A 25,361-nucleotide genomic window follows, 5' to 3' on the forward strand; every position below is an offset into this window, starting at 1 on the left:
CATGGCTGCGACCATCCAACTTAATTCAGTAATTACCTGTCCTAACTGTGGCTTTCAGAAAGAGGAAGAAATGCCTACCAATGCCTGCCAGTACTTTTATGAATGTGAGGCCTGCAAAACGACCCTAAAGCCGCTGGCTGGTGATTGCTGTGTTTTTTGCAGTTACGGTACGGTGAAATGTCCGCCGATACAGCAAGGGAGTTCCTGCTGCGGATAAGCTATTTGACGATCTCGTAAAAAGTGATCAGGTTGCCATGCAGGTCAAGCGTAGGGAAATCCCGGTGCCCCCATGATTGGTCTTCGACTACCGTTTCGGCATTATAGATCACGCCTGTTGCTTTCATTTCCTTATAAAGCTCATCTATCCCGGTCACCTGTATTCGACAACTGGCGGTTCCCGCTAAGAAACTTTCCGCACCACAACTGATTGGCCGGAAAACGAGCCAGAACTTGTAGCGCCAGGATTGGTCACAAGCTGCCCAAAGGTGGATATCAACGCTATTCCGAACTAAGATGGCAAAGCCGTCCTCCTGATAACGCGCTTTAAAACCCATTTTACTTTCATAAAATGCTACTGCCTTGGCAATGTTTACGACAGGTAAAGCCGGAATGCTTTGTTTGAAGTCTATCATGGTTTATTAAGCCGTTAATGTCTTGATGTATGCGAGCGTGTCCGCATCCAAAACTGCCTTATCTGCCCCGGCATTCAAAAGCAAGTGAATACAGGCTATTTGATTATGCTGGTTACCGCTATCGCCGGAAGTTAAAGTATGCACTGCCCAGCCTATTGGTGTAGAATTGAAAGTGGTATCCTGTTGGTTGATGTTTGCGCCTTTAGCGATTAAAGCAGCGACCAACTGATCACGGCCGCAGAAAGCAGCCCAATGCAGCGCGGTAGCTCCATCTTGGTCTGCATAAACGATATCAGCTCCCTGTTCAATATAGAATATTCCCAGCTTTTCAGCGTGAAGACTGGCGGCCGCTATGAGTGGTGTGTTTTGGTCGCCGGACGATTTGTAACCATTAATATCTGCCCCAAACTCCAACAACACTTTTGCGATCTCAATTGCTTTTTCATCAGTGATTGCGCCGGCAAATACTACGTCGCATATCCGATGAAGGGGATGCCCTTTCATCTCCGGCTGAGCGTCGCTACATGGAACGCCGGTATTGGCAATACTTGGATCAGCCTCAAGTACAGCCCTTAGCTGCTGAAGATCTCCTTGGGTAACTAACTTGAATAACTGGCTTGCCAACATCGTCGCATTGTTTATCTCAAAGCTAAAAAATATTACTTATTGAATTGAGTAGCAATAAATGCGAATGGTTGAAATACTAAAAATTTATGTAAAGCGAAATCACACGAGTACGCTTTGAAAAGTGATTTAAACCCCATTTCATTACATAACGTGAGGCTTTACATAACCGGTATTATGTAAAACTTCACATAACACCGGTTCATCCGGCCGGGTGACCGGCGAGCATTTACACTTCAGCGTCAGCTATAGACAGGTTCCTGTCAACCCGCTGCATTTTCTGCGGGGCTTAATGAATAATCAATTAACAAATTAAATAAGGAAAAACCATGAGTACACCTTTTAAACCCCTGTCCGAACAGATCACAGGAAAAATGATCGCGGACCTGAAAGCCGGAACTTCTATCTTTCAACGGCCAAACAACAGTTTAAACTCGGCATTGCCGTTCAACATCGAAAGCGGCCACCGTTATGCCGGGCCGTCGGCGCTGATCCTTTTAATGCAGAAGCGGGACGACCCGCGCTGGGGCACCTCTAACCAGGCTAACCGTAACCATACGGCGGTAGTTAAAGGCGCGACCGGCACACTAATCCAGTTTATGTCCAATTATGAATACCAGAAAATGGTGGACGGTGAAGGCCAACCTGTTTTAAAAGAGAACGGCAAGCAGCGCACCGAGCGCATCAAGCTGGATGAACCTAAACAGGTCGATGCCTGGCTGTTCAACGGCGAGCAGATGCGCAATATTCAAAAATGGGAAAAGGAACCTAACATCCTTTCACCCGCTGAAAGGGCGCAGGTTATCCTGGATAACAGCAAAGCCGTCATCGAAAATGGCGGCGAGGATATGTTCTATGACCGCCAGTTAGATGCGATCATTATCCCGGAAATGGAGCAGTTTGCCAGCCCGGAACAATATTATGCCGAAGCGCTGCACCAGTTGGCGCACTGGACGGCTACCGAAGACAGGCTGAATCGCCCGCTGGTAGGCGAGGCCGGTGAGTTTGTCATGATCCGCGAGGAATTGCGGACGAACCTGGCCTCTTTGTTATTAAGCAAAGAACTGAACCTGCCCTACGACCTCAATTACCACGAGGGCTTTGTCAATGCCTGGGCACAAGTCCTGAAGGAAGAGCCTTCCGAATTATTCAAAGCGGCCTCAGATGCGCAAAAGATCGTGGATCATATATTAGGCTTTGAGCAGCAGATCGAGGAAAAACAGGAAGCTGAACAAACACAGCAGTCGGCGAATGCGAATGAGATCGGCACAGCAGCGGAAACGCAAATCGATACGCCAAAGATCGATCCCACCAAACTAACCGAAGGCGAGGTCATCCCTCATAATGGCACCGAGTTTAAAGTGATTAAGGCCCAGAAGAATAACATTTACCAGATGCAGGATTTAGGCAGTGAGCGCAAGTTCAAAATGAGTTCCAAAGATGTACTGTTTAACGAGTTGCTGGATGCCCGGAATAACTCACAGGAAGTTGCTGCCAGCCGTAGTGTTTCCGCTGAAGAAGCTGCTTATCATGAAACCGAGGCCGTTGAACAATTCCTGGATGAACAATACCAGATAGAACGATAAAAGCGATGATCAAACAACAATTCAAAAGGGAGGAACTCCCGATGGAGGAACTTCAAAAATTAGGGCTGGCCGATTGGAATGTCTTGCACATCGATGATGACGACCTGGCGGCTTTGCTGAATGGTCGCCGGACGGATATGCTGCGTTTGGAAAATCTGGAACAGCAGGGTTTGCATATCCCGGCATTGGATGCGAAACTATCGCTTCGCCGCAATGAAAGCGGCGGTGTGGAACTTTTAGCTCATCCGATCTATAAATTTGCCGAAGGACCGGAATACCTAACCGATACCGAAATTGAAAGCCTGGAAAAAGGTGAAGCGGTGAATGTGGTCAAAACCATTAGTGACGGCGAAGGTGATAAACGCGAAGTACTGGTCGAATTTGATAAGGACACCAATGAGTTTATTACCGTCGATACCGGCAAGATTTTTCCACCGGATGAAATTAACGGCATCCCGCTGACACAGCAGCAAAAGAAAAATTACCGCAGAGGAAAAGAAGTCGAAACCGAAGACGGTACCACCATCCAGTTTTCAGCTAAAGACAAGCAGGCCATCCGTGCCGACCGTTTGGCCTTGATCGCTTCGGTGCTGATAGACGGCGGTGTTTCTTATGTATTGTTCAAAGGGCTGAATGCGCTGTTTAATAAGCCGCAGCATAAGGAACCCGGCAGGAACTTTCATAAAGCGATGGAGAAGCTTTCCGAAGCGGAAGCGAAACAGGCTGCCCCGACAGTTAAGCCGGGAAACGATACCGACGAGGAGATTTCCGAAACGATCAGCCGCTGATGCACCCTTACCTGACCCGTTTGGGCATAAGGCCGGAAGTACAGCGAATCTTCCGGCCTTTTTATACTTCAGATGCTTTGGGTAACCTGGTCTTTGCTTACGGCGCGGAAGCAGAACAATTTGGCTTTGCTTTTCATAAGGTGCCGGTAACAGACACGTTTTGGCTGGCAGGTAACCTGCAATTTTCACAAGTCCGCCTGGTTATCCTGTCCGCTTCGGCACTCGATGCGGTTTCCTGGCTGAATAAGAAGCTGCCCACCTTTCCGCAAACCGAAAACTTATTGTTTTTGGCTTTAGGGGCTGGTGTTAGCGATGCACAGGTTTTGTGGATCAGGGCGCATTTGGAAGGTAAAGCCTTTAGGCTGTTGTTTGGGCTGGATGTCCTGGGGCGGATGGCTGATGTGAAGCTGGCGGCTGCAATAAAGGGCTGGACTTTGTCGGTTTATTTGGGCGAAGGTGAACAGGTTGTAGTTAGTTTCCGGCAACATCATTTTTCTTTCAGCCAGGAACAATTCAGCCTTGCTGCTTTTGAGAAGGCGGCTGGTGTCCGGTTTGGCGTGGCAACCGATAAACCCAAAGTGTATAATACTTTTTTTGACGAGCTGAAGGCGGAAGCCGGGCTTTTGATCTGATTAATCTTTTAATTTTTATGGAAACTTTACCTATTGATGAGCCGCAGGTGATCACGATCCGTCCGGCGGCGGTTTTCGCCTTTGTGCATGTCATGGCGTTTATGCTGTGCAGCCTGGGCTTTTTGTTATTGGCCTGGCGCTTTTGGCCGGGGCTGGTGTGGATCAGTTTACTGTCGGCTGCATTCGGGCTTTACCGCTTTTGGTTTATCCGCCATATTTGTTATACCATCACGCCGGAGATCATCCGCATCAGGCGGGGGATCTTTTTTAAGCGCACCGACCAGGTTGAGTTATATCGTGTGAAAGATTACATTTTAACGCAGCCGTTTTTATTGCAGGTCTGCGGGCTGATGAACCTGACGCTGAAAAGTACCGACCCGGAAAACCCCATTGTTTGGCTGCGCGGAATTCCGGCCTCCGACCTCGTAGATACCCTGCGCGGATATGTGCAGCAGGCCCGGCTGAACAATAAAATTTACGAGATCAATTAAACTTTTTTGTTAAAATTCTTTCTAATAACTAATTAAATTAGTATCTTTAAGTATAAAACATGAGGGTATTTTTGCCAATTTGCTCGAGGTTGCTTAGTAAGGAAATCCGATCATTTTACTGTAATGAAATCGTTTGTTTATTTGGTTTTTACCTGTTTCATTTCTACCGGTGCTTTTATGGGTGCCTTATATTCCAAAACACCACTGCTATTGTATGCAGTCGGCTTTGGCATTTGGGCGCTGTTTATCTGGAGCGCCTTTCGCCGGACGAAAAAGAACGCAGAGCGCCGCGAAATGGAACGCAGCTTTCAGAACTACATGCGCTACCAGCAGCGACGTTCTTAGTATCAGGGGGCTATAATAATTACGCCCCCTTCCTCATTTTTCCTTCCGTTAATTTGTCCTTCCCATCATTACAGTGTTTATCAGGCCAGCAGGAACCGGATAAATTGATCTCCAAAATCCGTGGTCCACATCCGGGTAAACGGTTGGCTACCGCCAAACGTACCAAAACCCTTATCGATCAGTAAGCCTTTGGCATAAAGCGTTTGTTTATAATATAAGAATTCCGAGGCGCTGATCTGAAAGTACTCCGCTTTTCTGAACTCCTGCCGGTCCGTGATCTGCTGCCTGATCGTATCCGCCGCTTTTAATTCCCCATCCAGCTGCGGTTGAAGCGCCGCTATCGCCGTGTCATCTACCGGGTGACTTATCTTTAATTTATCGATCTTTTCCTGGGTCTGGCGTGACCTGGAATCCGCCTTCATGCACTCCACTTCCAGCCGCGCAAAATCAACTGAAAATCGCGCATGCTCCGACAATATCCTGATGGCCATCTCATCCAAAGCGCTGATCAGATCCAAATAAGTCTCTGCATTCTCCGCGCTCTTATGAGGCTCGTAAATATGCTGGATCAGCACATCTCGGTAACGTTCATGCTTTTGTTTTGATTTGGTCATTACCACCCGCCGCACTACCGACTCAAAAATATCGCTGAACTCTTCCGTTTTTAAACTCTCTGGGTCAATCTCCTGATGTTCCAGGAAGAATTCGGAAAGCAGTTCCGAAAACGTGTTAATCCGGTTTTGTTTTACCCGGCTTCGGTAATCAAAAAACACTTCGTTCAACGCGCCCCCGGCAAAAGGTACCGCGCTGAACAATGATCTTACCACCGTGATACCAGCCTCTTTTCCGTCAAATTTTGTCATGTGTTTATCGCCTGAATGATACAGTGCTACAAAGATACCCTTAACGAAAACGGTACCGTATATTCGGCACTGCAAATATTTAAATAACGGTTCGTAAACAGGATAACATTAGCCTGGAGGTGAAACGTGTGATGGCTGGCTATTAACGGGCGGCTTATACATCGGGCATGCCAGTACACTAATCAGTATCACCTTATATTTTCAAATAGTAGTATAATGCTTTGCCCTTCCTAATAAATATTTTCAATATTTATCCTTTGAATTTGATATTAAGTTGCTTATTTGCTTAGCTTTATATGCTAAACCTATCTCGTTTCAATTATGATTTTTAAATGGCAGGATAAGCCAATTGATTCTCCGGAAAAATTTAAGGAAGGCACAAAAAGCCATTTTTCCTTTGATGAATTATTTGATTATTTACTTTATACCGGCCAGATCGAAAAAGTGATGGCAATTGAAAGGGAAGAAAAATATCGGTTTTTCTCCGATCAGATCGCCTCACTTTACCGCAAACTTTTTTCCAAAGGCTATGGCCACAAAAGATTCCTTTCTGACACATTTTTGATGGTCAGAAACTACTTACAGCAGGAGCAGTTTGAATTTTTATGTTTCTTGTCGCCGGTTATCAGCAACCCCGAAACGGATGCTGACCAGGAAAAAACGAAGGACACCCAAGAGAACAAAACCAATCACCTCTATAGTAAAAACTGGCAAATCGATCCGACAGGGATAGTCGGTGATTTCAGTGATCCGCTGTCTGTCAATGACGTTTTTAAAGGTTATAATGACGATTCAATGGATATTTTTTTTGTGTTTGGCTGTCAGAATATCGCCATGCTCGATAATCGGGTTCATACAGCTGCGGTCGTGCTGGCTGACTTGTTAATGAACGGAACTGAAGAAAAATTCGCTAACAATGTGGTCATTTTATCAGGATGGAATAATAGCGCAAGTCCTAAAGGCAAGGTGCAGTTTGCGAATGAATCGCTGATGATGAAAAATCTGCTGCTGAGCAAAGTCAATTATTTTTTGGATGTGTATTCGAAACCAAAAAAAAACCTTCCTGAGACCTTTGCCACCGAACAGATAATAACCGAGATAGAATCGAGAAACACGGCTGCAAACATCACTGGATTATTCAATATCGTTGAAAACGACGTATTCCCTCATTTATCCCCGGAAGGTAGGCATATTAACCTGTACCTGATCAGTTCCAGCCCGCATTTGCTGGAAATCACTGAAAAATTGAGGGACTACCTCGAAAAGCTGCCCGGCTATGAAAAAAATAGCGGTGACTCAATTCGCACCCTGACAAAAAAATTACGCTGTGCCACAGCTGACCTGTACCTTATCGGCACAGATCATCCCCAGATCATTTTTACCGCCGAACAGGAGCACGAAGTAAAATTATTGATTAACAATACATTATTTAGAAATTTCAAATCGAGTCATATCCATGAAAAATATGCAACTAATAAACGGCGAACAGACATTACCCCTCGAAATGATAAATAAGATCGCGGCGTTGAATCTGTCTGCAATCGGAAAAAAGATCACAGCGGCAGGTAAAGCAGAAATAGCCATTGAAACGGCGGAACAGGAATACAAACGGTTTCTAACAATGGTAGCTGTTTTTCCAGGAGAGAGAATTGTTCCTAATATTCCGGCTGACTGGTTCTGGCACGAGCATATTCTGGATACCAGACGCTATATGGCAGACACGACTGGTATTTTTGGCAATTTCCTGCATCATCAGCCCGTATATGAGACATCAAACGAAATAAATCAAACAATAAAAGCAGCGGAAAAAAGGTCTGAAGAGCTTTATCGTTACCTGTTCAAAACTGAAATGCAGTTTGCCTTTGCAGATTGTTCAGACGGTAATGAGGGGTCGTGCTGGGCCGTTTCCGCAGAGGAGTAGTTATGATATTTTTTGCAAAAAGCAATTACCTTCTTGAAAAACACAAAGAGTTTTACGAGATCATACGACGTGCCGTAGCTGTTCTTAAAGAAAATCAGGTCTATATCAGAAGAGTAAATAAAGAACTTGACAGCGATGTCCCTTATCCGTCGTCTCCCAGCGATGTATTGAAAGTGATCGAAAACGGCTTAGAAGATGACGTGGAAAAGTTTAATCAGTTTTGCAAGGATATGCGGTTTGAATTTGCCGAGCAGGGAAATCCTGTACAACAACTTGAAAGATATCTTTTAACTCTGAAACTTTTTCAGGGATTCGAAGGTAAGATCAACTTTGAACCGCTCTTAAACATATTTAATTACAGTAAGGAAGTCTATGACGATAAGATGAGTAGGTTCTCATTACTGCCTGATTTTGACAAAAAGTTCATTCCTGACTTTATGGCTTCCTCTTTCGCTTTGCTATGGTTCAATCGCTGTATCCATAATAATATCAGGCGACCTTTAGAGCAATATCTTACCAGCCTGATGTCAAATCTGAATTATCAGCAATTTAGTTCCGGTGCCCAGCTAAAAGATCTGGTGGATAGATTTTTCCCGGACAACAAGGCATTGATTTATGTTTTAGGGGCGTGTCCGGAGAACTTCAAATCTAAAAAAGCTCGAAATATCGCTGATGATGAATATTACCAGATCCTGGTTCAGCGTCTCAATACAGCAAATAAAGTTAGCACCTTTTGTGGAAACTTTATGGAAATAGAACCTAAACAGGAGGGGTTTTTCGTTCACGCTGATCACTATCGGCAGATAAATGTTGTTTTGCAAGATCATCCTAATGAGAGCGTTTACCTTAATTCAGATAAGGACGCGGCAATTGCAGTCGAAAGAAATATTACCCGAGATAACATTGGGAAAGTAATGACCAATTTTTATGATGAATTGCTCCAGGAAGAACAGAAATTGGAAAGTATAGCAGCATATGATTTGATCATTGTGACCTCCACCTTTCATATTTTTAAAACGGCTCTGGAAGTGGAACGTTATTTTTTTAGAAACAACATCACCGCTAAGCAGCCAAAAAATGTCGTTATAATTGGGGATGAATCATTTTATGATCTGATGAGCCACTGCGACGACAAGATCAATAAAAAAAGGAGTGACCGGGACAAAGAAGAATACAAAGAGCCTGTTCCCGATGATGATTTGCCACTAATACGTAAGAAAAAGGTAAAAAATTTCATGTTCGAGATCTTTCAGCATGCGCTCGATAAAAATTCAAATAAGACATGAGCACCCGGATAATTATTAATCAGCCAGATGAAAGCAAACGGCTTAATGCTGGCGACGTTAAATTCCTGATCATCCATTATACAGCTGGGGATTACCAGCGTGCAAAGTATATCTTTGAACATCCACTGGAATTCGACCAGGTATCCGTTCAATTCGTGCTGGACCTTGATGGAACAATAGACGAATTGATACCAACATCATCAGGTATCACTTACCAGGCTAATCATTGTGGGGCGAGTTACTGGATGCAGGAGGATGAAATTCTCAGCGGATTTAACAAATTTAGCATAGGTGTAGAAATCATTAACCCAAACGGAAATTTGCTCGATTATACCGAGCAGCAGTACCAATCGCTTCTCGGACTTATCAAGCGATTGCAGGAATATTACCCCAATCTGAGATCGGCCTCATCGATTCTTGGGCATGAGCAAATCGCCGGTTTTCGGGGAAAAGTGGATCCCGGTGTGAAATTTAACTGGTCAAGGGTCTTTTCTGAATGCTACGGCCTTGAGTCATTCGAGCGCCGGGGCGTTGTTTGCGTTCCGCCTGCGTTGATCGCCATATTTGAATCTTGTCTGGACCTGGAGCCGCTGGCAACCAATAGAGATGCGAATGTCAATTTCTGGCGTTTGATCAGTGCGACAATGGAGATGTCCATGTCGCTCCTTGCAAACGGCCAATCACTGCCCATGGTCGAACATGCTTGTCGCCGTAAAATCGCTGAATTAACTCCGAAATAAAATGGAAAATAAAAAATTCGCTACAGCTAAACTTTCTGTGATCCCTGTACGGGTAATGCCGTCGGACACATCCGAATTGGATACCTGTTTATTGTTCGGCGAACAGGTGGAAATTCTTGAAGAAAAGGGTAATTGGATAAAGGTCAGCGGCCTGTTTGATCATTATGGCGGCTGGGTAGATAGCAAGCAGTTATCATTCGTCGGCGATCCTCCTGCTGTAGAAAAACCTGTAATTGCAGAAAGTTTATTTGCTTGGGCTGAATCTAAGGAAAGACGCATTTTGGTACCTCGGGGCGCTGTACTTCCAAACTTTCATGATGGATACTTATCGCTTGATGGCTATAATTTTAAGTATGATGGTAAGGTCTATCAGGAATATGACGGCGCTTGCGCCGACCGGGCAATTACACTGGCAAAAGATTATCTCGGGGTTCCATATCTATGGGGCGGTCGGTCCCCATTTGGCATTGACTGTTCAGGCTTTATGCAGGTTGTTTTCATGCTTTGCGGGATTGAACTCCCCAGGAATGCTTCACAGCAGGTGCTACAGGGTGAACTCGTGAATTTTGAAAACCGCAGCCCTGGCGACCTGGTCTTCTTTGCCAGTAATGGCAAGGTGTTTCACGTAGGCATGTTAGCCGACCGCGAAAGGATCATCCATGCGTCAGGTGAAGTACGCATAGACAAGATAACCCCCAATGGTATTTTTCATAGTGATGAGCAAAGTCATTCAAACAATATATTTGCGATTAAACGTCTTTTCACCGACGATAATTAACCAGGAACCCGCTCCCGATATCATTTTTTTCAGCTTATATTGACTTTTTATGTATTGCCCCAGTGCTGCCGGGCGGCCAGCTATTAACCAGTCAGGGATGAATCACTGGCTTAATACCGAACTCACACAGCATTTGCCCGTCTGGCGTCACCCTGAAGCCGGCGGACCAAACCGAGTGTCTTGCACCCAACCCGCTGGTTGCCAGCAGCGCCTCGCCATCATGGTCCCGGTCTGCCGGAGGATTGTTTTCGTCAACCCGGTAATCCTGATGTGACAGCTTTTCTATGAACAGGTAAGAATCGGGGTGGAGGTTCTCTAAACCAATGTTTAAGGAGATCAGCTGTTCGTAGGCGATCTTTTCCTCCACATAGGCCTTAAACACATTTGCGGAGATTTTAGCTTTGTTGATCTCAATAAAGCGGTCAACAAATATCATGACCTGCTCACAGACCCGTTTTCGGTATTTGTCATCCGTATTGATCCTGTCCTGAAATTTTCGTTTTTTCTCCGGATCAAGCTGGCCGGAATTGAAAGTTTGAATAAAAGTCAATAGCTTTTTTGCAAAGAAGAACTGGTTAACGGCGATCCCACCTTTAATCACGCCGACTACCGACTTTACCAGGGGTATCTCTTTTAGTGCGGGGTTATCGATCAGGTCATCAATGAAAATTTCACTGTAATCCATCCCCAGATCGATGCCTGGAGTTAAAAGCTCATCGGAAAATTGGTGGCTCAGGCTTCTGTTTTCGTTGTGGTTTGTTGGTAAATTGCTCATTCGTACAAAAATAAACAATACACCGCATATTAGCGGTCGATTTTAGTGGTCAGGGTTCTGCCTGCAGGGTATCTTTGTACCCTGATAGTTTTTATCAGCCCGCGATGATTTAAATCCTGCTGCGATGCCAATTTGTGCCCTTTGCCATAAAAACGACGCCGATAAAAAAGGCTCCCACCTGATCCCGCATTTTTTGATGAAAAAAATTGACAATGTCGATGGCCGCCCGGGCCGTGAACTGGAACTGGGCTTTGAGTTAAGTGGCGGTTATGTAACGGGCTATTTCGGTAGTTCCGTCCTGCCCGAGCGCCTGGCACCAGTGTTCGGCGAACTGACCGAAGAAGAGCTGGAAAAATCACGCAGCAAGCTGATCGTCGATGACTTATTATGCACGGCTTGTGAAATGAGGCTCGGAAACCTGGAAAGCGCGTACGCGCAAACGTTAAAAAAAACCAGCACAGGGAACTATACAAGCACCGAAGACAGTTATCTCGCTTTCCTGTTTTGGTGCTCCATATTCTGGCGAATGTCGGTAACGGATACAAAGGCTTACAAGTTGGATGAAACCGATGAATATCACCTGCGGATCATCCTGGACGGCGGCTTGGACGCGACAGATATCCCGGCATACACCGAAAAATTAGGCAAGGAAATTACGGGGATCAGCTACGAGCTGATTCGCTGTTTAAATTACACCAACAAAAACACGGCTAAAGTCCTTATGAAGAATGAAAACACCGTTCCCTATGCAATGCTGATTGGGGAGTTCGCCGTATTTTTAACGGTAGATCCGAATAAAAAATCAGAGGAAGTGCAGACCTTTTTAGGACTGGAAAAGTTGCGTAAAGAAGCAAAGACGAATACCTGCCAGCAGGGTGAGTCAGTGCTCTCCGCAGGCAACGATGTTTTTGATGAAGCATACCGCGAGGGCGCTGAATTTTGGGTGGAAGATTTTACAAAAACAGTAAGCGAAATTTGTGATGCACTGCACAAAAAGTTTGTGGGTGCCGGTGCAATGGGTGGAGAGATCAAAAAGAAAATCATGGTGGCCATCGCGGATAACGAGGGGCCAATGGGTCGCAGGTACACGCCGGAAGCAATGCATGATGCGATCATGAAAACGATTGTGAATTACGAGCCCTACAAATCCATGCATGATTAGTGGTTTAATTTATTTTTAGGTTATCCCTAAGCCACCCGCTGCCAGTCCGGCCAGGTATTTTCCGTACTTCCATAGCCCTGCGGGTATTCGCCTGGTCCTCCGGTCGGGTATAGGCAAACGCTCACAGCGGCTGACCTCCAACGACTGAAAGCCGAATTCTTCAATGAACTTGCCCTGGATCAGGTAACAGCCGCATTCCTTGAACGGTCTGTACTGAAAGCTTTGCGGGAAATGAATGGTATCAAACCAGTTGACTTAGGCATCAAGCCAGGCTCCGAAAAACATCGTTTCCTGTTTGATGGTATGTACCGGTTTATCCGTCACAAAACTCCCGATCATCGCACCGTTTTGCCGACATAATCCTTTAGGTCTTTGGCCCTGACCTCACCCAGACATGGGGTGCCCAGGTCGAAGATGAAAACCGATGCTTAAAGATGAGCAGTTCGATCTCATCATATTCCCCCGCCATATTTATTGAGACCTGCCAGGAGCCGCATATCTAAGCTGCGTTTGTTACCTTCGCACTTTCAATAAAATTATTCCATGACTGAACTCGCACCTTGCCCGATCTGCCAATCTCCTTATACATATGTACTTGAAAGCCTATTGGTTTACCCGGAATGCGGACATGAGTGGAGCGCTGCGGAAGAACCCGCAGTTGAAGAAGGCTTTGTGGTGAAAGACAGTAACGGCCATTAGCGTAAAATTAAGCCAAATATTAGATTTTCAATTCGTGATGACCGGTTTTTGTAAGATCTGATCCACTATTTCTGATAAGCCTTCCTGTATTATATCGCGAAGGGTAGGTTCGCCTTCTCGTTTTTCATTAACTTTTTTCGATAGCAGTTCAAAGAATTCACGTTCAGTCCACAGAGGCAATTCATAAACTAAATAGCGGTTCTTTAGAAAAGTAGAAAAGCCACGCAGCTGGTTATTAGTCATTTCCTGGAACCGGATATAAAAGGCATCAAAATCCCAGTTCGCCAGGATGGGCCTGTCCGAATATTGTTCATGTACGGCCTTGTAAAAGCTATCAGGGTCTTGCGAGAAGGCCGTAAAAAGATCCGTGTCATTTTTTCGCCCTATAGCGTTGCTGACCTGCTCATTAACTTCGTTTAAAACCTGGAACAGGTCCCTGAAGTATTCGTAATTTCTTTGATCCGGTTTTACCCCGAAATGCTCTTTCAGCATAGGTACATAAAAGAAATTCCCTGCATGTTCCCGAACGGCGGCTTTTAATTTTTCAGTCACCTCTTTCGGGTCATAGCCCAATATCTCCGGAAAGCGTTCCAAAAAGTGAAATACAGAAAGATAACGGTCCAGTGAGAAAAGCCCCTGTAAAGCGAATTCATACATTTCAGCGGTCAGCTTGCGCAGTTCTTCATTGCCAAGATCATAACAGTGCGGGTAGCCCAAGGCGTTCAGTAGCTCATCTTGCCGGTAGATTTTCTGACGGCGGTCGTCAATTTTTTCTTTCAGGTCTGCTAATAATTCCTCCTTATCAAAATCATCACCACCGGTCACAAAGCGATAGATCGATGGGTAAAAATGATAGGTTTTATTGTTATAAAATTTGTTGACAAATTCATCCTTATAAGATTTTTCATCTTCCTTTTCCACTTTGGACGCCGATGGATCATTCAATCGCCGCATATTGTCTGAAAATGCTTTTCGCAAAAAATCCTGGGTCAGCTGAGCGTTAATGGCCGCTACCTCATCAATACCCTGTGTGTTGGTGTAACTGATACTGCCACTTTTAAATTCTATACATACACTGACGGCAAACCTGGCGATCTCCTGCAGCTTAAAGAAGTTTAACTCATCAGGACTATTCTTATCAAGTCCCAGTTCGTAAAAAACATCATGGAAAATCTTGTCAAAAGTTTGCAGGAAATAAATCAAGGTACGCAGATTGGTCGATGCGGCAGCGTAGAACAATTCCTGGATCATTGGCTTCAATTCCTGCAAATATTTGTAATAAGGTTCAAAGCCGGCTTTTTTGTATTTCTCTAAGATAATCTGATCAAAACTATTGTCGAATGCCGCCGTGAATTCAACCGTTGTCCCGATGGTCTTTTCTTTTACCGCCAGGTAATTTTTTTGGTCGGTAATACTGTCCTGATCAGCAATTACAATCACTTTATTGTTATCATGTTCGACTAGGGAATTCACAAACCCAACGAATTCAGTAATAGATACCGTGCCCGGCAACCGGTCGAGGTCGTCAAAAATGAGCACAAGTTCTTTCATTTCCAATGCGGTTTTGGACAATCGGGAGATATCTTTCAGGAAATCGTCAATATTACCGGCCCTTTTATATTGCAAAAGGCCGCGGATAAACATCTTAGCGATACCCATACTGATCTTTACAGTCTTGCCTTTCAAGATGGGCAGCAGCTCCAGTGCGATCAGGGTATAGACCTCGTTCATAGTGCTCAACCCGAATAAGGAAACATATACCGGTTTATAGTATTTTGACTGGTCATGATAAACCTTTACTTTGGCGGCTTGGGTCAAAAATTTATTTTTCAGGAAAAAAGTTTTCCCTATTCCCCGCCGGCCATTGACAAGCAAAGCGTAGCTTGTTTCCGTTTCCAGGTAACTCCGCAACACTTTTTCAGAATTGTTAGCTGGCAATATTTCGGCTGTTGATTTCATTGGTAATAAAGTATAGAATGTAAAATTAACTATTAAAAACCGCATCTTTACGTATGGACCAGCATTACCTCCCCAGGTGTTATATGAATGAATTTGCAAACCCCGGCGGCAATTTGTTCTCGCTCAATAATGAACTCTTTAAATACGGGAAACGGGGTTATATACAATCCAAATCACCCGCACAAATTTGCTATGTTCCTGATTATTATACCTTGGACATGCAAATTCCACCAACCTTCCAGCACCTCAATCAAGAAGATCCATTGGTTATTGAACGTGAACTGTTCTGGAAATATGAAAATCAGTACCCCGCTACGCTGGACAAGATCAAAAACCGTATTTCTTTATCCCATGCGGAAGCCGAAGTGTTTATCAAAGGGTTAATCTCCATGAAGTTAAGGAACAAATACATCCGTGATGAATATTCCGGAGAACAACATCAGCGGATGTTGCAAAAGATATTTAGCGAAGATTTGATCCGAACGGTTTATGACGCACGCAAACATTACCCTAATGCCAACGATCAGGAAATTCTGGACACGATTGAATCTGTGAGAATAAGAGCAACCGAAGACCCTGATTTTATCAAGATGATTCATTTGACGGGCCTAATTGACCGGGAAAGAAACCCGGACAGTGTGATCAATGCCGCCGCTTCCAAATTACTTCGGGCTAAATGGATATTACATGAATCGGATCTGTCTTCAACTTTTATCACAACGGATAATCCCGGTTATTGTGTCGATAGTCAGGATAGGATTAATAATATCAAACTGGCCGACTGCACACTTTTTTTCCCGCTAACCCCTTTACTTTGCCTGATGATCAGCGACCGGGTAAATGACGAGGAATTACCCAGCAACCTACTGAACAAACGGTTACACTACCGGCCTGTTAATGCAAATTTTATCAACCAGGTAAATCAGGGTTCCCTTCAATATTTTAGCCGCTATGTATTAGCGCAAACTCGACAGACGCTGAATGCCATCGCAGCGATGATTACTCTGCACAACCAGCAATTTTCTCAGTAGTCCAGCAAGTCCCGGTTTGGGCATTGCCTCCGGCCCGCGCTGTCCGCTGTATCTTTTTTCCTAAAAAGGATGCCGCTGCCATCGCTAATGCTTCCATGCCTGCGGTCACGCTCACTGCCATTCGCCAGACCGCAAGCCGCACAGCAAGACCCAGCCTGCCGTATTCCTGCCGCACCACCCGGATCGGACCACTATGCTATGCCTGGCCGACCCTGCGCGCCCATCCGGTAGGCAGGGACTTGCTTTGTCCCGTAATTATGCTATTAGCATTTGTTTGGATCAAACCAGCTTTCCAAACCATTTCAGTTTTTTATTCTGCAAAGGTAAAGCCCCCTGCGCCGCCGTCAAGGGTCTATGAAACCCCGCACCGGCCGGGCCCTTGACAACTGCGCACCGCGCCTTTAAACCCCTTGCATTAAAAAACTAAAATGTAATGTTATGGAAAGCCTGGTATTAAATCTTCAATCAAAAAATCAAATTACCGATTACATCGCGGATAACCACATGGTTCCTTATGAAAGAGGTATTTTTCAGGAAATAATCACTGCTATCGAAGCAAAGAACCAAACTCAACTCGACTGGTTCCGTAGTTTTGGTGATTCATTCCGCACCATCACCATGAATGTTTATGCCTATCGTAAAGGGTTAGAATTCGGATTTACTGAAATCAGCTTTGATAAATACGACTGGTCTACAAGACCTCTATTTTTAGATAGGGAAGAATTAATATTTGGTGATACCAGCCGCTATGGAAATCACAGCTTGATCTATCTTGGTAGAGGTGCGAACCACGTTTGGACTTTTGGTATGAATTACAGCTATGGTGTTGCCGGTGGTTGCTTTGGCCTATCCGTTTACGGTAAACAATTTAAAAGCCGTCAAGACGTGCTCAATTATGCATTGAACGAATTAAAAACTATGATGACGAAAAAGATCGGCAGTACCGATACCACCAACGATAAACAGCCAGTCATCTTGGCCACCCTGCGCGATATTGATAAAGCACAGGTTGGCATGGTGCAACTGACGCTTTTTTAACGTCTCTTTCACTGTCAAAAGCCACCTTATTTTGCTTTTTTTATTGAATGGATCGGCAGCGTAAACACAATAAGCGTCAAAAGGATGGAAATAGTCTCCCTCATGACGGCCATTGATCAAGCGCCTATAGCAGGTATGGGTCTATACATATTTGGTTCTCTTTTATTTAGTATTTTAGCTTATCCGTTAGGGCGATCAATTTTGCATGTAGCATTCCCAGGGGATATTTATTTATGGCGAAAGACGCGAAGTATATACCCTTTCCTTTATATCTCATTTCAGGGCTTCCGGGCAATTTGGACGAGATCTTTGATTACGGAATCTTCAAATTCGCCCGGATGGTAGAATATGCCGACCTGTCGACGGTTTACCGGCAGGTGCTCTATGCTTACTACCGTGGGGCTTTACCCGCATCCTTACTCCGCAAAATTAATTTCCTGGCTGAAGAAGAAGCTTTTATTCCTGATGAGGACTATAACGGGTTTACCGGGGACGGGCAGGAATTTAACCCGGAAACGGGTATGGATGAATTTACGCAGGCGGGTGAACAGGATGAGGACTTTCGGCAGGCTTGTATCGATTACTGGCAGATGCAGCAGGCGATGAAGATATTGAATTTGAACGGCGGTGATATTGATGTCATGATGGCCTCTGCAGCGAAAACGCAACGGGCTATTGATGACTGGGAGAAAAAGGGCGGCCGTGATGTCACCGTGATGATGAGCATCAATATGATGTTTGAGTTTTATCGCAAAACCAAGACGCCTTACGAGATTGATCTTTTAAGGGCATTTCTAAGCATCAAAAGCATAATCGGCAATAAGGAGCTGGTAGGTACAACAAAGGATTATATTTTAACACGAATGACCGGAGCGCGTAAAAAGGATCTGCTGCCCCAAATGCTCAAAAAAGCGGGCATCAAAGCGATGTACGATACCTATAGCAAGCGTTACCAGATCGATAAGCTGCTGAGCGAATTACTGGCCAGGGGTTTTATTACGGGTAAACTCGCTCATAACCGCCGGATCTATGTGTCAACTCGCTACACAACAGCGGAACTTCCGGAAGCTGTGCATCAATTGTTGCTTAGGAATAATACCAAGATCAAAAGGGATCGGAATGCCGCGATTGAACAGGATGCGCGGGCAAAGTTGAAAGCATTGATCAAAGCGAGTGCAACAGCACCTTAATAAAGGAAACATTAATTCAGCATTACTACAGCATTACTTCGACGGCAATTGGACTGCTTTAATAATATCATTAATAAAGTATCACTAATAACATCCTTATAAAATATAAAATAAAGTACAAGCATTTATCAATACCTGATAGTTATTAATTATATGTCAAGTATTCCGTGCGGTTTACTTGACATTTGAAAAATAAAAAGTAACTTTGATCTGCGAGAATTTTTAAAAAAATGAAAGTAGCCGAAAAAATTGCAGACAAGATTGCCGGGATGCCCGACGGCAGCACCTTCCGCTACCAGGAACTGCCGATAGAACGCGAGGAATATACTGCCGCGACGAAGGCTATCGAACGCCTGGTCAAAAACGGCCTGATCACACGCGCCTCAACCGGGCTGTTTTACAAGCCCAAACGCTCTGCTTTCGGTATTCTGAAACCCGATGAGCAGGAACTCCTGAAGCCCTATTTGTTTTCAGCCGGGAAAAGAATCGCATACATTACCGGGACGCTGTTGTATAACCGAATGGGGCTGACCACTCAAGTGCCTAAAAACATTAAAATTGCTACCCGCGATAAGCGCCTGGAACTGACGCTGGGTAACCAGAAGGTGACATCCATCAAAAGCTACGCAGATATCAATGATGATAATTACCGCTACCTCGAATACCTCGACGCCATCAAAGACTTTAAAACGATACCCGACCTCAACAAGGAAGCAGCGGTCCGGTTGTTAAAGGATGGCATCGGTAAATTGGAAGACCGCCAGCTTTTTAAGAAACTTGCCTTAAAATATCCGCCCCGCGTAAGGGCCTTGGCAGGGGCTTTGATGGAGCTTGTTAGCCCCACGGAAGACCTTAACGCCCTGCGTAAGAGCCTTAACCCACTCAGTACTTTTGAGTTCGGGCTGAACACGACCCTATTGCCAAACAACACCACCTGGAATATCGCCTGACCATGACCTTGCACAACAACCCGGAACTGTTTAAAGACGCGATCACTGCGACCGCCCAGCAAATGAAGATTGCCGAGATCTATGTTGAAAAGGATTACTGGGTCACGCTGGCGTTAAAAACCATTTTTGAATCTGAAATCGGAAAGGAGGCCGTATTTAAGGGAGGAACCGCACTGTCCAAATGCTATAAGTTGATCGAACGTTTTTCCGAGGACATCGACCTGGTCGTATTGCGGCATGAGGGCGAAAGTGATAACCAGCTTAAAACGAAAATCAGGAACTTGACCAACTTAGTAGGCACCGTCATGCCAGAGATCGAAGTCGAGGGAATTACCCGCAAGATGGGTATGAACCGAAAAACGGCACATGCGTATGCCAAAGGGGAATTCAAAGGCGAGTTTGGGCAGATCCGCGAACACATCGTTGTTGAAGCCACCTGGCTTGGTAACTTCGAGCCTTATACTACCGCTGAAGTCAGCAGCTTTATTGCCGAAATGATGCGAAGCAATGGGCAACAGGCATTGATCGAGGAATATGGGTTACAGGCCTTCACTGTGAGAGTGCTGACTAAAGAGCGCACGATTTGTGAAAAGATCATGAGCCTGGTCAGGTTTTCATACACCGAAAAACCTTATGAAGACCTCGCTAAAAAGATCAGGCACGTTTATGATATACATATGTTGCTGAAAGATGCAGCCGTCGCCGCCTTTTTTGATTCAGAAGAGTTTGATAAGTTATTGAACATGGTCGGCAAAGATGATATTTTGACTTACAAGAATAACAACGGCTGGCTAAGCGCCCCGCCGCAAAACGCCATTATCTACGCCGAGTCAGAAGCGACCTGGGCGGCGATCCGCCATCCCTACCGGACGACATTTAAAGATTTAGTGACCGGTAGCCTGCCGGAAGAAGCCGAATTAATCGCCACCTTGCAGAAGATAGCAAAGCGGCTGGGATCTGTAAAGTGGAACATCGGTGTTTAACAAGATTACGCCTCAAATAATTCCTTACCATATTCAGTTACCTTGATTTTACTTACACCTCCGGGCTGTTTGCTCAATTGTATTTGGGTCCCAATACGCTCTTTTAAGGCCTCCACGTGAGAAATGATTCCGATTGATTTACCTTTCGCCTGGAGATTTTCCAGCGCGGTGATCGCAATGTCAAGGGTTTCAGCATCAAGTGTGCCAAAGCCTTCATCAATGAACAAAGAGTTTATCTGTACTTTATGGCTGGCTAAGTCCGAAAGCCCTAACGCCAATGCCAGGCTGACGAGAAAACTTTCGCCTCCTGATAAACTGGCCATCGGCCGGATGACGTCAGCTTGATAACCGTCTACAATTAATAACTCCAGGTCATTTTCAGTGCTTTTAAATATTTGATAGCGATCACTCAACTTTTGCAAGTGTAAATTGGCGAGATCGGTCAGGCGGGTAAGTGTCAGGCCCTGCGCGAAACGGCTGAATTTTTTACCGTCTGAGGAACCGATCATGGCGTTTAAATTGTTCCAGCGAGTAAATTCTAATTTTTGCATCTCGATTTGCTTTGCGATCTCGGTGAACTTGTCCCTCGTCAAGCTATCATTATGCAGGACTTGTTTCAGCTTCCCAATCTCTTGATTTAACAATGAAAGTTGTATATCAAGGGCTTCCTGCTTTTCTGTAAGCGTTTCAACTGGTTCTTCCGTCAGTGCCTTTGCTTTTTCATGTGACAGATCCTTGCTCGTTGCCGCTATACGCCCTTTTAAGCCTCCTATACTCGATTCCAGCTCTTTTTGCAACTGGCTTATTTGCGCCGCTGTATCCGCCGGTAAGAATAAGGTTTGCAGCGTGGAGATGTCTGTTATTCCTTTTTCATTAAGAAGTGCCAGTAAGTTTGTGTTCAAATTTTCCAATTTACTGAGGAGCGACGCATGTTCATTTTTTTCCTCAGCGATTCTACCGGCGGTCTGGTCGGCAAGCTGCTTTTTATGCTGCCGATTTTCCTGAGCGGTGTCTTTTTGTTTTATTGCGACGCTAACCGCTTGTTCAAGTCGGCTTCTTTCAACGATAGGGTCTTTATCACCAAATAAACCAGTTCGCTCCGAGCGTTTTCGCTGTAGCTGATTTTCTTCCGATTTTAGATTACCGCCAGCAGTTTCCCATTCGGTTTGACGTATGTTTAAGGTTGTTTCAATACTTGCAATCTCTGATTTCAACGCCGATTGTTGTACCAGAAGTTGCTGTACATCCTGGGTGGATTTTGCATAAGTAGCGGCCCGGTTGATCAGGATTTGTTCAGACCGGGGTTCTTCAATAGATAGCCCAAGTGGTTGAAGCAGATTTGTGATCAAACTGCGGACGCTTTCTCTTTTTTGATTTGTTTCGACAAGCAAATCAGCTACCCTCGCCAATTCCGCCTGATACCGGTTTATTCTCTCTGCTATCATTAAGGACTCACCTTGAGCGTCCTGAAGTTTTTGCTTGGCAGTTGCATAACTATTTTGTGCCGTTTGTAATTGCTTTTCAGTAGTTCCAACCGTTAACATTTGGTTTTTGAGTGCGTCCAGAAGTTTTTGTTTTGCCGATATCACCACAATTATTTCTTCAGGTTTATCAATAGCTAAAGACGTAGGCAATTTGACATTATCGACTGAAAATTCATCCTGCAAGGCGGTTAACGTTCCGCTGACACCAGTAAGCTCCTTTTCCTTTCCTGACATTGTCACAGCCTGCGTATTAAGCGCTAAAGCGGCGTCCTGTAGCTGTTGCGACAGTTTGTTGACCAGGGTTTCCTGGTCGTTTCGTTTTTGCTCTGCCAGCGTGATCCGGGCTCCCACCTGATCAGTTATATAGGGGTGATGAACTGCGCCGCAAAGCGGACATGGTTCACCATCCTTCAAAGTGTCCCTGTCGGCCTCATATTTATGGATACGTTCTTGGATGAGAACTAATTCCCGGAGATCGGCTAGTTGTTCTTTGGCGCTCTTATATTCGCTCTCCAGGGTTTTCAAAGCGGATGTTTTTTGGTCAACACCGCTTTTTAAATTCGCAATAGCATTGGTTAATTCATACCGTTGTATTAATAAGTTATTATAATTTATCGCTGTACGGTGTTGCTGCTCATATAATTGCACGATAGAAGGCAGTTGTAGGCAATCATCTGCTATAGACTCCCGTGTCTTTCCATCTAATACTTTGCCCAATTCTATGGTTAGGCTATCGACCAGCAATTGTTTTTCTTTCAGCTCTTTTCCGTACTTTGTAATTTCGGCCTCGTTCTGTTCCGCCTGATGCAATGCTGTTTGCTCTGCCAGTTGAGCCTGGCCTTTTTGAGCGATAAGACCTTGGATACCTGTCTCCTGTTCGTTTAAGCGCTGTTGATATTGTTTTAACGTGGCAATACTGGCTTCCAGCCCTTTGTCTTTTTCGTTTTCAAGCAACCAATTTTCCAACTGGGAAATCTGTTCGACCAGTTGCCCGGCGGTCAGCACTCGCTGCTCCTTTTTAAATTTCAGATCATCAACGATTTGCTTGGCCTGTTGTACGGAAATTTTAAGTTGCCCAACTTGCCGGGATAAACTCTGCAAACCGGTGTCCATTCGGCTTATCTTTTCCAGTAAAGGCCCTTTCGCAGTCAATTCCTCTTGTGCTTGTCCGGCAGTGGTTACGGCCAATTGCAATTCGGACAACGCTGTTTCTGCTGATGCTTGATAACCCGGTAACGCATCAGTTAACTTGCCTAACTCCGAATGAATGCCATCGGCCTGCTCCCTGATAGTTTTGATCTCTATCAATTGGGGTCTGAACCCCACGGCCAGTTCATGCTGGGTTAGGGCGTGAAAGTCTTTTTGTTTTTCTATATGCAGGGTTTCTTTTTCGGACAATTCCGCCACTTGCTGCTCGACATTCTTTGTCAAGTTGTTAATAGCAGCTACCCAGGTTATTTGGCTTTGGATCTTTGCAACTTCCGCTTTTTGATTTTTTTCGTTAATACCCAATTCGGTTAGTCTGGCGTGGTGGCTTTGGAGTTCCTCGGCCGACAGCACTACGGTATCTTCTAGCTTTTCCGTTAGACTGTCAAGCTTCTCTTTTTCAATTCTTTGCCTTATGAAAATGTAACTGGATATTTTGGAATAAATTCCGGTATCGGTAATTTTCTCCAGTAATTCGCTGCGCTCATTTTCATTAGCTTTCAGGAACTTGGTGAAATCGCCCTGCGATAGGATTACCGAGCGAAGAAACTGGTGATAATCCAGCCCGGAAAGTTCAACGATGGCTGCCTTAGTATTTTTTAGCGTATGGTCGCCCAAGATTTTGCCTGTTGACACCTCCGACAGCTCCATCTTTTCACCGAGCAAATTACCGTCTATTTTACCACGTGCTCGTTTTTGTGACCACTTTGCACGATAGATTTTATCCTTTACTTCAAATTCAACTTCAGCGTAACTTTCTGCTGTGTGGCGCGACATGGTTTCTTCAACGTCCTTCTCATGCCGGTGTACCCTCCCGTATAATGCAACGGTGATCGCATCCAGCAGGGTCGTTTTTCCCGCACCAGTAGGACCTGTTATCGCAAACAATCCGCTATCGGTAAATGGAGCTTTATCAAAACGAATTTCATGAGCTCCGCTCAGTGAATTTAGATTTAAAAATTTGACGCTCAGGATTTTCATAAGTCACCCTCCTGTTGTAATGCCTCAAGGGCCTCCTGGAATGTAGCAATTAGTTCCGGCTGCTTCGTATTGCCGTAAACGGCTTCGCATTTCTTAAGAAATACCGACTTTGGATCAAGATCATTGAGTGCCATCGCCTCGGTGGTAAGCTGCTGTATTTGTTGTGAAGGCCTGATCAATAATTGCCGCGGAAAAAAATGCCCGATAAAGGGCTTGCCGGTTTTAAGCTTATCCAGTTGTTCATTCAGGTCCGGAATAAATGCGTTAGTTTCGATCTTCAACTCGATCCAGGAGGGGTATTTTAGGCCCTCATCTTCCAGAATTAATATTTGGCTGCGGACACTATCAAGTGTTCCTGAGATCCGTACCAGTCGGCGGCAACAGGGCACTTCAAGCTCTTCAATTTTAACTGCCCCACCGCCAAATTCAATAATGACCACTTGTTTGCGGTCGTCATTCTCCGAAAAACTCAATGGTATAGGCGAACCGGAATAACGCACATAGTCCATTTTATTTACTTTCTGTGGCCGATGCAGGTGCCCCAGGGCGATATAATTGAATTCTTTTGGAAATTGGTCCCCGGCTACCTGCCCGAGATTGCCTATATGAATATCTTTTTCACTTTCTGAAGTACTGGCCCCGGCCGCATAAAGGTGTCCGGTTGCTATAACCGGTATATTGTTGTCTTTATGAACGGCAATGTGTTCAACCAAGTTTTGGTAATGATCCACGATGCCTTGTTTGATCCGCGCTTCTCGCTCTAAAGTTGTCTCGCCCGATATGGAAAGCCGGATATCCCTGTCACGAAGAAACGGGACGGCACAGATCACCAGTTCTATTTGTTTATTTTTATCGTAAATGGGTATTACTTGATCGCTGAAAATTTCCGGCACACCACCCACAATATGCACGTTAAAATATTTCAGCAGCGCTTTGGGCGCATTTAAGGTGCTAATGGAATCATGGTTACCCCCGACGATTACCACATCATGACAATCAGTATCTTTTACGTTCCTTAGAAAATGATAATACTGTTCAAGCGCGGTATTTGAGGGTGCACCGGAATCAAAAATATCACCTGCTACTATCAGGACGTCTATCTTTTCTGATTTTAGTTTGTCGATCAACCAGTCCAGGAAATCCTGATGTTCCTCAGTCCGGTCGAACTGTTCCATTCGTTTACCTAAATGCCAGTCTGCTGTATGTAGTATTCTCAT

At 44.8% G+C, this 25,361-nt stretch carries 25 protein-coding genes; 18 read left to right on the top strand and 7 right to left on the bottom strand.

Features of this window, described 5'->3' with window-relative positions:
• Nucleotide 1 precedes the first annotated feature (1 nt).
• The gene (locus tag FSB76_RS32855; RefSeq protein WP_147051752.1) at nucleotides 2-217 is read left to right on the top strand and encodes a GDCCVxC domain-containing (seleno)protein; all 216 of its coding nucleotides are present in this window, start codon (nucleotides 2-4) and stop codon (nucleotides 215-217) included.
• Between the two features lies 1 nt (nucleotide 218).
• Here the strand turns inward: FSB76_RS32855 and FSB76_RS24510 are convergent, their stop codons facing one another.
• Nucleotides 219-629, bottom strand: a complete 411-nt coding sequence (locus FSB76_RS24510; RefSeq protein WP_147060806.1) for a bleomycin resistance protein — start codon at nucleotides 627-629, stop codon at nucleotides 219-221.
• 9 nt (nucleotides 630-638) lie between these two features.
• Nucleotides 639-1,259 (bottom strand): ankyrin repeat domain-containing protein, encoded by a 621-nt coding sequence (locus FSB76_RS24515; RefSeq protein WP_147051753.1) that lies wholly within the window; start codon nucleotides 1,257-1,259, stop codon nucleotides 639-641.
• Between the two features lie 326 nt (nucleotides 1,260-1,585).
• Between FSB76_RS24515 and FSB76_RS24520 the strand changes: the two genes are divergently transcribed.
• From FSB76_RS24520 to FSB76_RS24540, 5 genes are all read left to right on the top strand, one after another.
• A complete protein-coding gene (locus FSB76_RS24520) occupies nucleotides 1,586-2,842 on the top strand; it encodes a zincin-like metallopeptidase domain-containing protein (protein ID WP_147058078.1) in 1,257 nt (418 codons plus the stop codon).
• Between the two features lie 5 nt (nucleotides 2,843-2,847).
• Nucleotides 2,848-3,630 carry a DUF4099 domain-containing protein gene (locus FSB76_RS24525; RefSeq protein ID WP_147058080.1) on the top strand — a complete coding sequence of 261 codons (783 nt, stop codon included), beginning with the start codon at nucleotides 2,848-2,850 and terminating at the stop codon, nucleotides 3,628-3,630.
• The gene (locus FSB76_RS24530; RefSeq protein ID WP_147058082.1) at nucleotides 3,630-4,262 is read left to right on the top strand and encodes a hypothetical protein; all 633 of its coding nucleotides are present in this window, start codon (nucleotides 3,630-3,632) and stop codon (nucleotides 4,260-4,262) included. The genes FSB76_RS24525 and FSB76_RS24530 overlap by 1 nt, the downstream gene beginning before the upstream one ends.
• A gap of 17 nt (nucleotides 4,263-4,279) precedes the next feature.
• Nucleotides 4,280-4,753, top strand: coding sequence for a PH domain-containing protein (locus FSB76_RS24535; protein ID WP_147058084.1), 474 nt, complete (start codon nucleotides 4,280-4,282; stop codon nucleotides 4,751-4,753).
• 123 nt (nucleotides 4,754-4,876) lie between these two features.
• Nucleotides 4,877-5,098 carry a hypothetical protein gene (locus tag FSB76_RS24540; RefSeq protein ID WP_147058086.1) on the top strand — a complete coding sequence of 74 codons (222 nt, stop codon included), beginning with the start codon at nucleotides 4,877-4,879 and terminating at the stop codon, nucleotides 5,096-5,098.
• An 80-nt stretch (nucleotides 5,099-5,178) separates the two neighbouring features.
• Here the strand turns inward: FSB76_RS24540 and FSB76_RS24545 are convergent, their stop codons facing one another.
• Complete coding sequence (locus tag FSB76_RS24545; RefSeq protein ID WP_147058088.1) at nucleotides 5,179-5,961, bottom strand: hypothetical protein; 783 nt, start codon at nucleotides 5,959-5,961, stop codon at nucleotides 5,179-5,181.
• Nucleotides 5,962-6,282: 321 nt separating this feature from the next.
• Here FSB76_RS24545 and FSB76_RS24550 point away from each other — a divergent pair, with 321 nt between their 5' ends.
• The 5 genes from FSB76_RS24550 to FSB76_RS32860 are packed head-to-tail and all read left to right on the top strand — an operon-like array spanning nucleotide 6,283 to nucleotide 10,686.
• Nucleotides 6,283-7,476 carry a YdcF family protein gene (locus tag FSB76_RS24550; protein WP_147058090.1) on the top strand — a complete coding sequence of 398 codons (1,194 nt, stop codon included), beginning with the start codon at nucleotides 6,283-6,285 and terminating at the stop codon, nucleotides 7,474-7,476.
• Nucleotides 7,466-7,882 carry a glycine-rich domain-containing protein gene (locus tag FSB76_RS24555; protein WP_147058092.1) on the top strand — a complete coding sequence of 139 codons (417 nt, stop codon included), beginning with the start codon at nucleotides 7,466-7,468 and terminating at the stop codon, nucleotides 7,880-7,882. Before FSB76_RS24550 ends, FSB76_RS24555 begins: the two co-directional genes overlap by 11 nt.
• Nucleotides 7,883-7,884: 2 nt before the next feature.
• Entirely contained in the window at nucleotides 7,885-9,168 is a 1,284-nt protein-coding gene (locus FSB76_RS24560) for a hypothetical protein (RefSeq protein ID WP_147058094.1), read from the top strand.
• The gene (locus FSB76_RS24565; protein WP_147058096.1) at nucleotides 9,165-9,908 is read left to right on the top strand and encodes an N-acetylmuramoyl-L-alanine amidase; all 744 of its coding nucleotides are present in this window, start codon (nucleotides 9,165-9,167) and stop codon (nucleotides 9,906-9,908) included. The genes FSB76_RS24560 and FSB76_RS24565 overlap by 4 nt, the downstream gene beginning before the upstream one ends.
• Before the next feature lies 1 nt (nucleotide 9,909).
• On the top strand, nucleotides 9,910-10,686 hold the full coding sequence (locus FSB76_RS32860) for a C40 family peptidase (protein WP_147058098.1): 777 nt from the start codon (nucleotides 9,910-9,912) through the stop codon (nucleotides 10,684-10,686).
• A gap of 91 nt (nucleotides 10,687-10,777) precedes the next feature.
• Here FSB76_RS32860 and FSB76_RS24575 read toward each other — a convergent pair whose 3' ends face one another.
• The gene (locus FSB76_RS24575; protein WP_147058100.1) at nucleotides 10,778-11,461 is read right to left on the bottom strand and encodes a hypothetical protein; all 684 of its coding nucleotides are present in this window, start codon (nucleotides 11,459-11,461) and stop codon (nucleotides 10,778-10,780) included.
• 124 nt (nucleotides 11,462-11,585) lie between these two features.
• On the opposite strand from FSB76_RS24575, the gene FSB76_RS24580 reads away from it, so the two are divergent.
• Both FSB76_RS24580 and FSB76_RS24585 read left to right on the top strand, forming a co-directional pair.
• On the top strand, nucleotides 11,586-12,623 hold the full coding sequence (locus FSB76_RS24580) for a hypothetical protein (protein ID WP_147058102.1): 1,038 nt from the start codon (nucleotides 11,586-11,588) through the stop codon (nucleotides 12,621-12,623).
• Nucleotides 12,624-13,166: 543 nt separating this feature from the next.
• Nucleotides 13,167-13,322 (top strand): hypothetical protein, encoded by a 156-nt coding sequence (locus FSB76_RS24585; RefSeq protein WP_225976301.1) that lies wholly within the window; start codon nucleotides 13,167-13,169, stop codon nucleotides 13,320-13,322.
• Nucleotides 13,323-13,349: 27 nt separating this feature from the next.
• Here FSB76_RS24585 and FSB76_RS24590 read toward each other — a convergent pair whose 3' ends face one another.
• Nucleotides 13,350-15,053: a hypothetical protein gene (locus FSB76_RS24590; RefSeq protein ID WP_394349441.1), complete on the bottom strand. Its 1,704-nt coding sequence runs from the start codon at nucleotides 15,051-15,053 to the stop codon at nucleotides 13,350-13,352.
• A 281-nt stretch (nucleotides 15,054-15,334) separates the two neighbouring features.
• Between FSB76_RS24590 and FSB76_RS24595 the strand changes: the two genes are divergently transcribed.
• From FSB76_RS24595 to FSB76_RS24615, 5 genes are all read left to right on the top strand, one after another.
• The gene (locus FSB76_RS24595; RefSeq protein WP_147058106.1) at nucleotides 15,335-16,312 is read left to right on the top strand and encodes a DUF4238 domain-containing protein; all 978 of its coding nucleotides are present in this window, start codon (nucleotides 15,335-15,337) and stop codon (nucleotides 16,310-16,312) included.
• Between the two features lie 438 nt (nucleotides 16,313-16,750).
• Entirely contained in the window at nucleotides 16,751-17,350 is a 600-nt protein-coding gene (locus FSB76_RS24600; protein WP_147058108.1) for a hypothetical protein, read from the top strand.
• 233 nt (nucleotides 17,351-17,583) lie between these two features.
• Nucleotides 17,584-18,540, top strand: coding sequence for a hypothetical protein (locus FSB76_RS24605; RefSeq protein ID WP_147058111.1), 957 nt, complete (start codon nucleotides 17,584-17,586; stop codon nucleotides 18,538-18,540).
• Nucleotides 18,541-18,770: 230 nt separating this feature from the next.
• Nucleotides 18,771-19,490: a DUF6088 family protein gene (locus tag FSB76_RS24610; RefSeq protein WP_147058113.1), complete on the top strand. Its 720-nt coding sequence runs from the start codon at nucleotides 18,771-18,773 to the stop codon at nucleotides 19,488-19,490.
• A 2-nt stretch (nucleotides 19,491-19,492) separates the two neighbouring features.
• The gene (locus tag FSB76_RS24615; RefSeq protein WP_147058115.1) at nucleotides 19,493-20,473 is read left to right on the top strand and encodes a nucleotidyl transferase AbiEii/AbiGii toxin family protein; all 981 of its coding nucleotides are present in this window, start codon (nucleotides 19,493-19,495) and stop codon (nucleotides 20,471-20,473) included.
• Nucleotides 20,474-20,478: 5 nt separating this feature from the next.
• Here the strand turns inward: FSB76_RS24615 and FSB76_RS24620 are convergent, their stop codons facing one another.
• Nucleotides 20,479-24,144, bottom strand: coding sequence for an AAA family ATPase (locus FSB76_RS24620; protein WP_147058117.1), 3,666 nt, complete (start codon nucleotides 24,142-24,144; stop codon nucleotides 20,479-20,481).
• Nucleotides 24,141-25,361, bottom strand: coding sequence for an exonuclease SbcCD subunit D C-terminal domain-containing protein (locus tag FSB76_RS24625; RefSeq protein WP_147058118.1), 1,221 nt, complete (start codon nucleotides 25,359-25,361; stop codon nucleotides 24,141-24,143). Before FSB76_RS24625 ends, FSB76_RS24620 begins: the two co-directional genes overlap by 4 nt.

The sequence above is a fragment of the Mucilaginibacter ginsenosidivorax genome (genome assembly GCF_007971525.1).
In the GTDB taxonomy this organism is placed as follows: Bacteria; Bacteroidota; Bacteroidia; order Sphingobacteriales; family Sphingobacteriaceae; genus Mucilaginibacter; species Mucilaginibacter ginsenosidivorax.

What these genes read in the sequence shown, in the direction of transcription:
- FSB76_RS24525 (WP_147058080.1), top strand. Translation starts at nt 2,848, where the DNA reads ATGATCAAACAACAATTCAAAAGGGAGGAACTCCCGATGGAGGAACTT.
- FSB76_RS24535 (WP_147058084.1), top strand. Translation starts at nt 4,280, where the DNA reads ATGGAAACTTTACCTATTGATGAGCCGCAGGTGATCACGATCCGTCCG.
- FSB76_RS24605 (WP_147058111.1), top strand. Translation starts at nt 17,584, where the DNA reads ATGGCGAAAGACGCGAAGTATATACCCTTTCCTTTATATCTCATTTCA.
- FSB76_RS24600 (WP_147058108.1), top strand. Translation starts at nt 16,751, where the DNA reads ATGGAAAGCCTGGTATTAAATCTTCAATCAAAAAATCAAATTACCGAT.
- FSB76_RS24515 (WP_147051753.1), bottom strand. Translation starts at nt 1,259, where the DNA reads ATGTTGGCAAGCCAGTTATTCAAGTTAGTTACCCAAGGAGATCTTCAG.
- FSB76_RS24520 (WP_147058078.1), top strand. Translation starts at nt 1,586, where the DNA reads ATGAGTACACCTTTTAAACCCCTGTCCGAACAGATCACAGGAAAAATG.
- FSB76_RS32855 (WP_147051752.1), top strand. Translation starts at nt 2, where the DNA reads ATGGCTGCGACCATCCAACTTAATTCAGTAATTACCTGTCCTAACTGT.
- FSB76_RS24625 (WP_147058118.1), bottom strand. Translation starts at nt 25,361, where the DNA reads ATGAGAATACTACATACAGCAGACTGGCATTTAGGTAAACGAATGGAA.
- FSB76_RS24620 (WP_147058117.1), bottom strand. Translation starts at nt 24,144, where the DNA reads ATGAAAATCCTGAGCGTCAAATTTTTAAATCTAAATTCACTGAGCGGA.
- FSB76_RS24565 (WP_147058096.1), top strand. Translation starts at nt 9,165, where the DNA reads ATGAGCACCCGGATAATTATTAATCAGCCAGATGAAAGCAAACGGCTT.
- FSB76_RS24590 (WP_394349441.1), bottom strand. Translation starts at nt 15,053, where the DNA reads ATGAACGAGGTCTATACCCTGATCGCACTGGAGCTGCTGCCCATCTTG.
- FSB76_RS32860 (WP_147058098.1), top strand. Translation starts at nt 9,910, where the DNA reads ATGGAAAATAAAAAATTCGCTACAGCTAAACTTTCTGTGATCCCTGTA.
- FSB76_RS24615 (WP_147058115.1), top strand. Translation starts at nt 19,493, where the DNA reads ATGACCTTGCACAACAACCCGGAACTGTTTAAAGACGCGATCACTGCG.
- FSB76_RS24580 (WP_147058102.1), top strand. Translation starts at nt 11,586, where the DNA reads ATGCCAATTTGTGCCCTTTGCCATAAAAACGACGCCGATAAAAAAGGC.
- FSB76_RS24610 (WP_147058113.1), top strand. Translation starts at nt 18,771, where the DNA reads ATGAAAGTAGCCGAAAAAATTGCAGACAAGATTGCCGGGATGCCCGAC.
- FSB76_RS24585 (WP_225976301.1), top strand. Translation starts at nt 13,167, where the DNA reads ATGACTGAACTCGCACCTTGCCCGATCTGCCAATCTCCTTATACATAT.
- FSB76_RS24575 (WP_147058100.1), bottom strand. Translation starts at nt 11,461, where the DNA reads ATGAGCAATTTACCAACAAACCACAACGAAAACAGAAGCCTGAGCCAC.
- FSB76_RS24550 (WP_147058090.1), top strand. Translation starts at nt 6,283, where the DNA reads ATGATTTTTAAATGGCAGGATAAGCCAATTGATTCTCCGGAAAAATTT.
- FSB76_RS24595 (WP_147058106.1), top strand. Translation starts at nt 15,335, where the DNA reads ATGGACCAGCATTACCTCCCCAGGTGTTATATGAATGAATTTGCAAAC.
- FSB76_RS24540 (WP_147058086.1), top strand. Translation starts at nt 4,877, where the DNA reads ATGAAATCGTTTGTTTATTTGGTTTTTACCTGTTTCATTTCTACCGGT.
- FSB76_RS24530 (WP_147058082.1), top strand. Translation starts at nt 3,630, where the DNA reads ATGCACCCTTACCTGACCCGTTTGGGCATAAGGCCGGAAGTACAGCGA.
- FSB76_RS24545 (WP_147058088.1), bottom strand. Translation starts at nt 5,961, where the DNA reads ATGACAAAATTTGACGGAAAAGAGGCTGGTATCACGGTGGTAAGATCA.
- FSB76_RS24555 (WP_147058092.1), top strand. Translation starts at nt 7,466, where the DNA reads ATGATAAATAAGATCGCGGCGTTGAATCTGTCTGCAATCGGAAAAAAG.
- FSB76_RS24560 (WP_147058094.1), top strand. Translation starts at nt 7,885, where the DNA reads ATGATATTTTTTGCAAAAAGCAATTACCTTCTTGAAAAACACAAAGAG.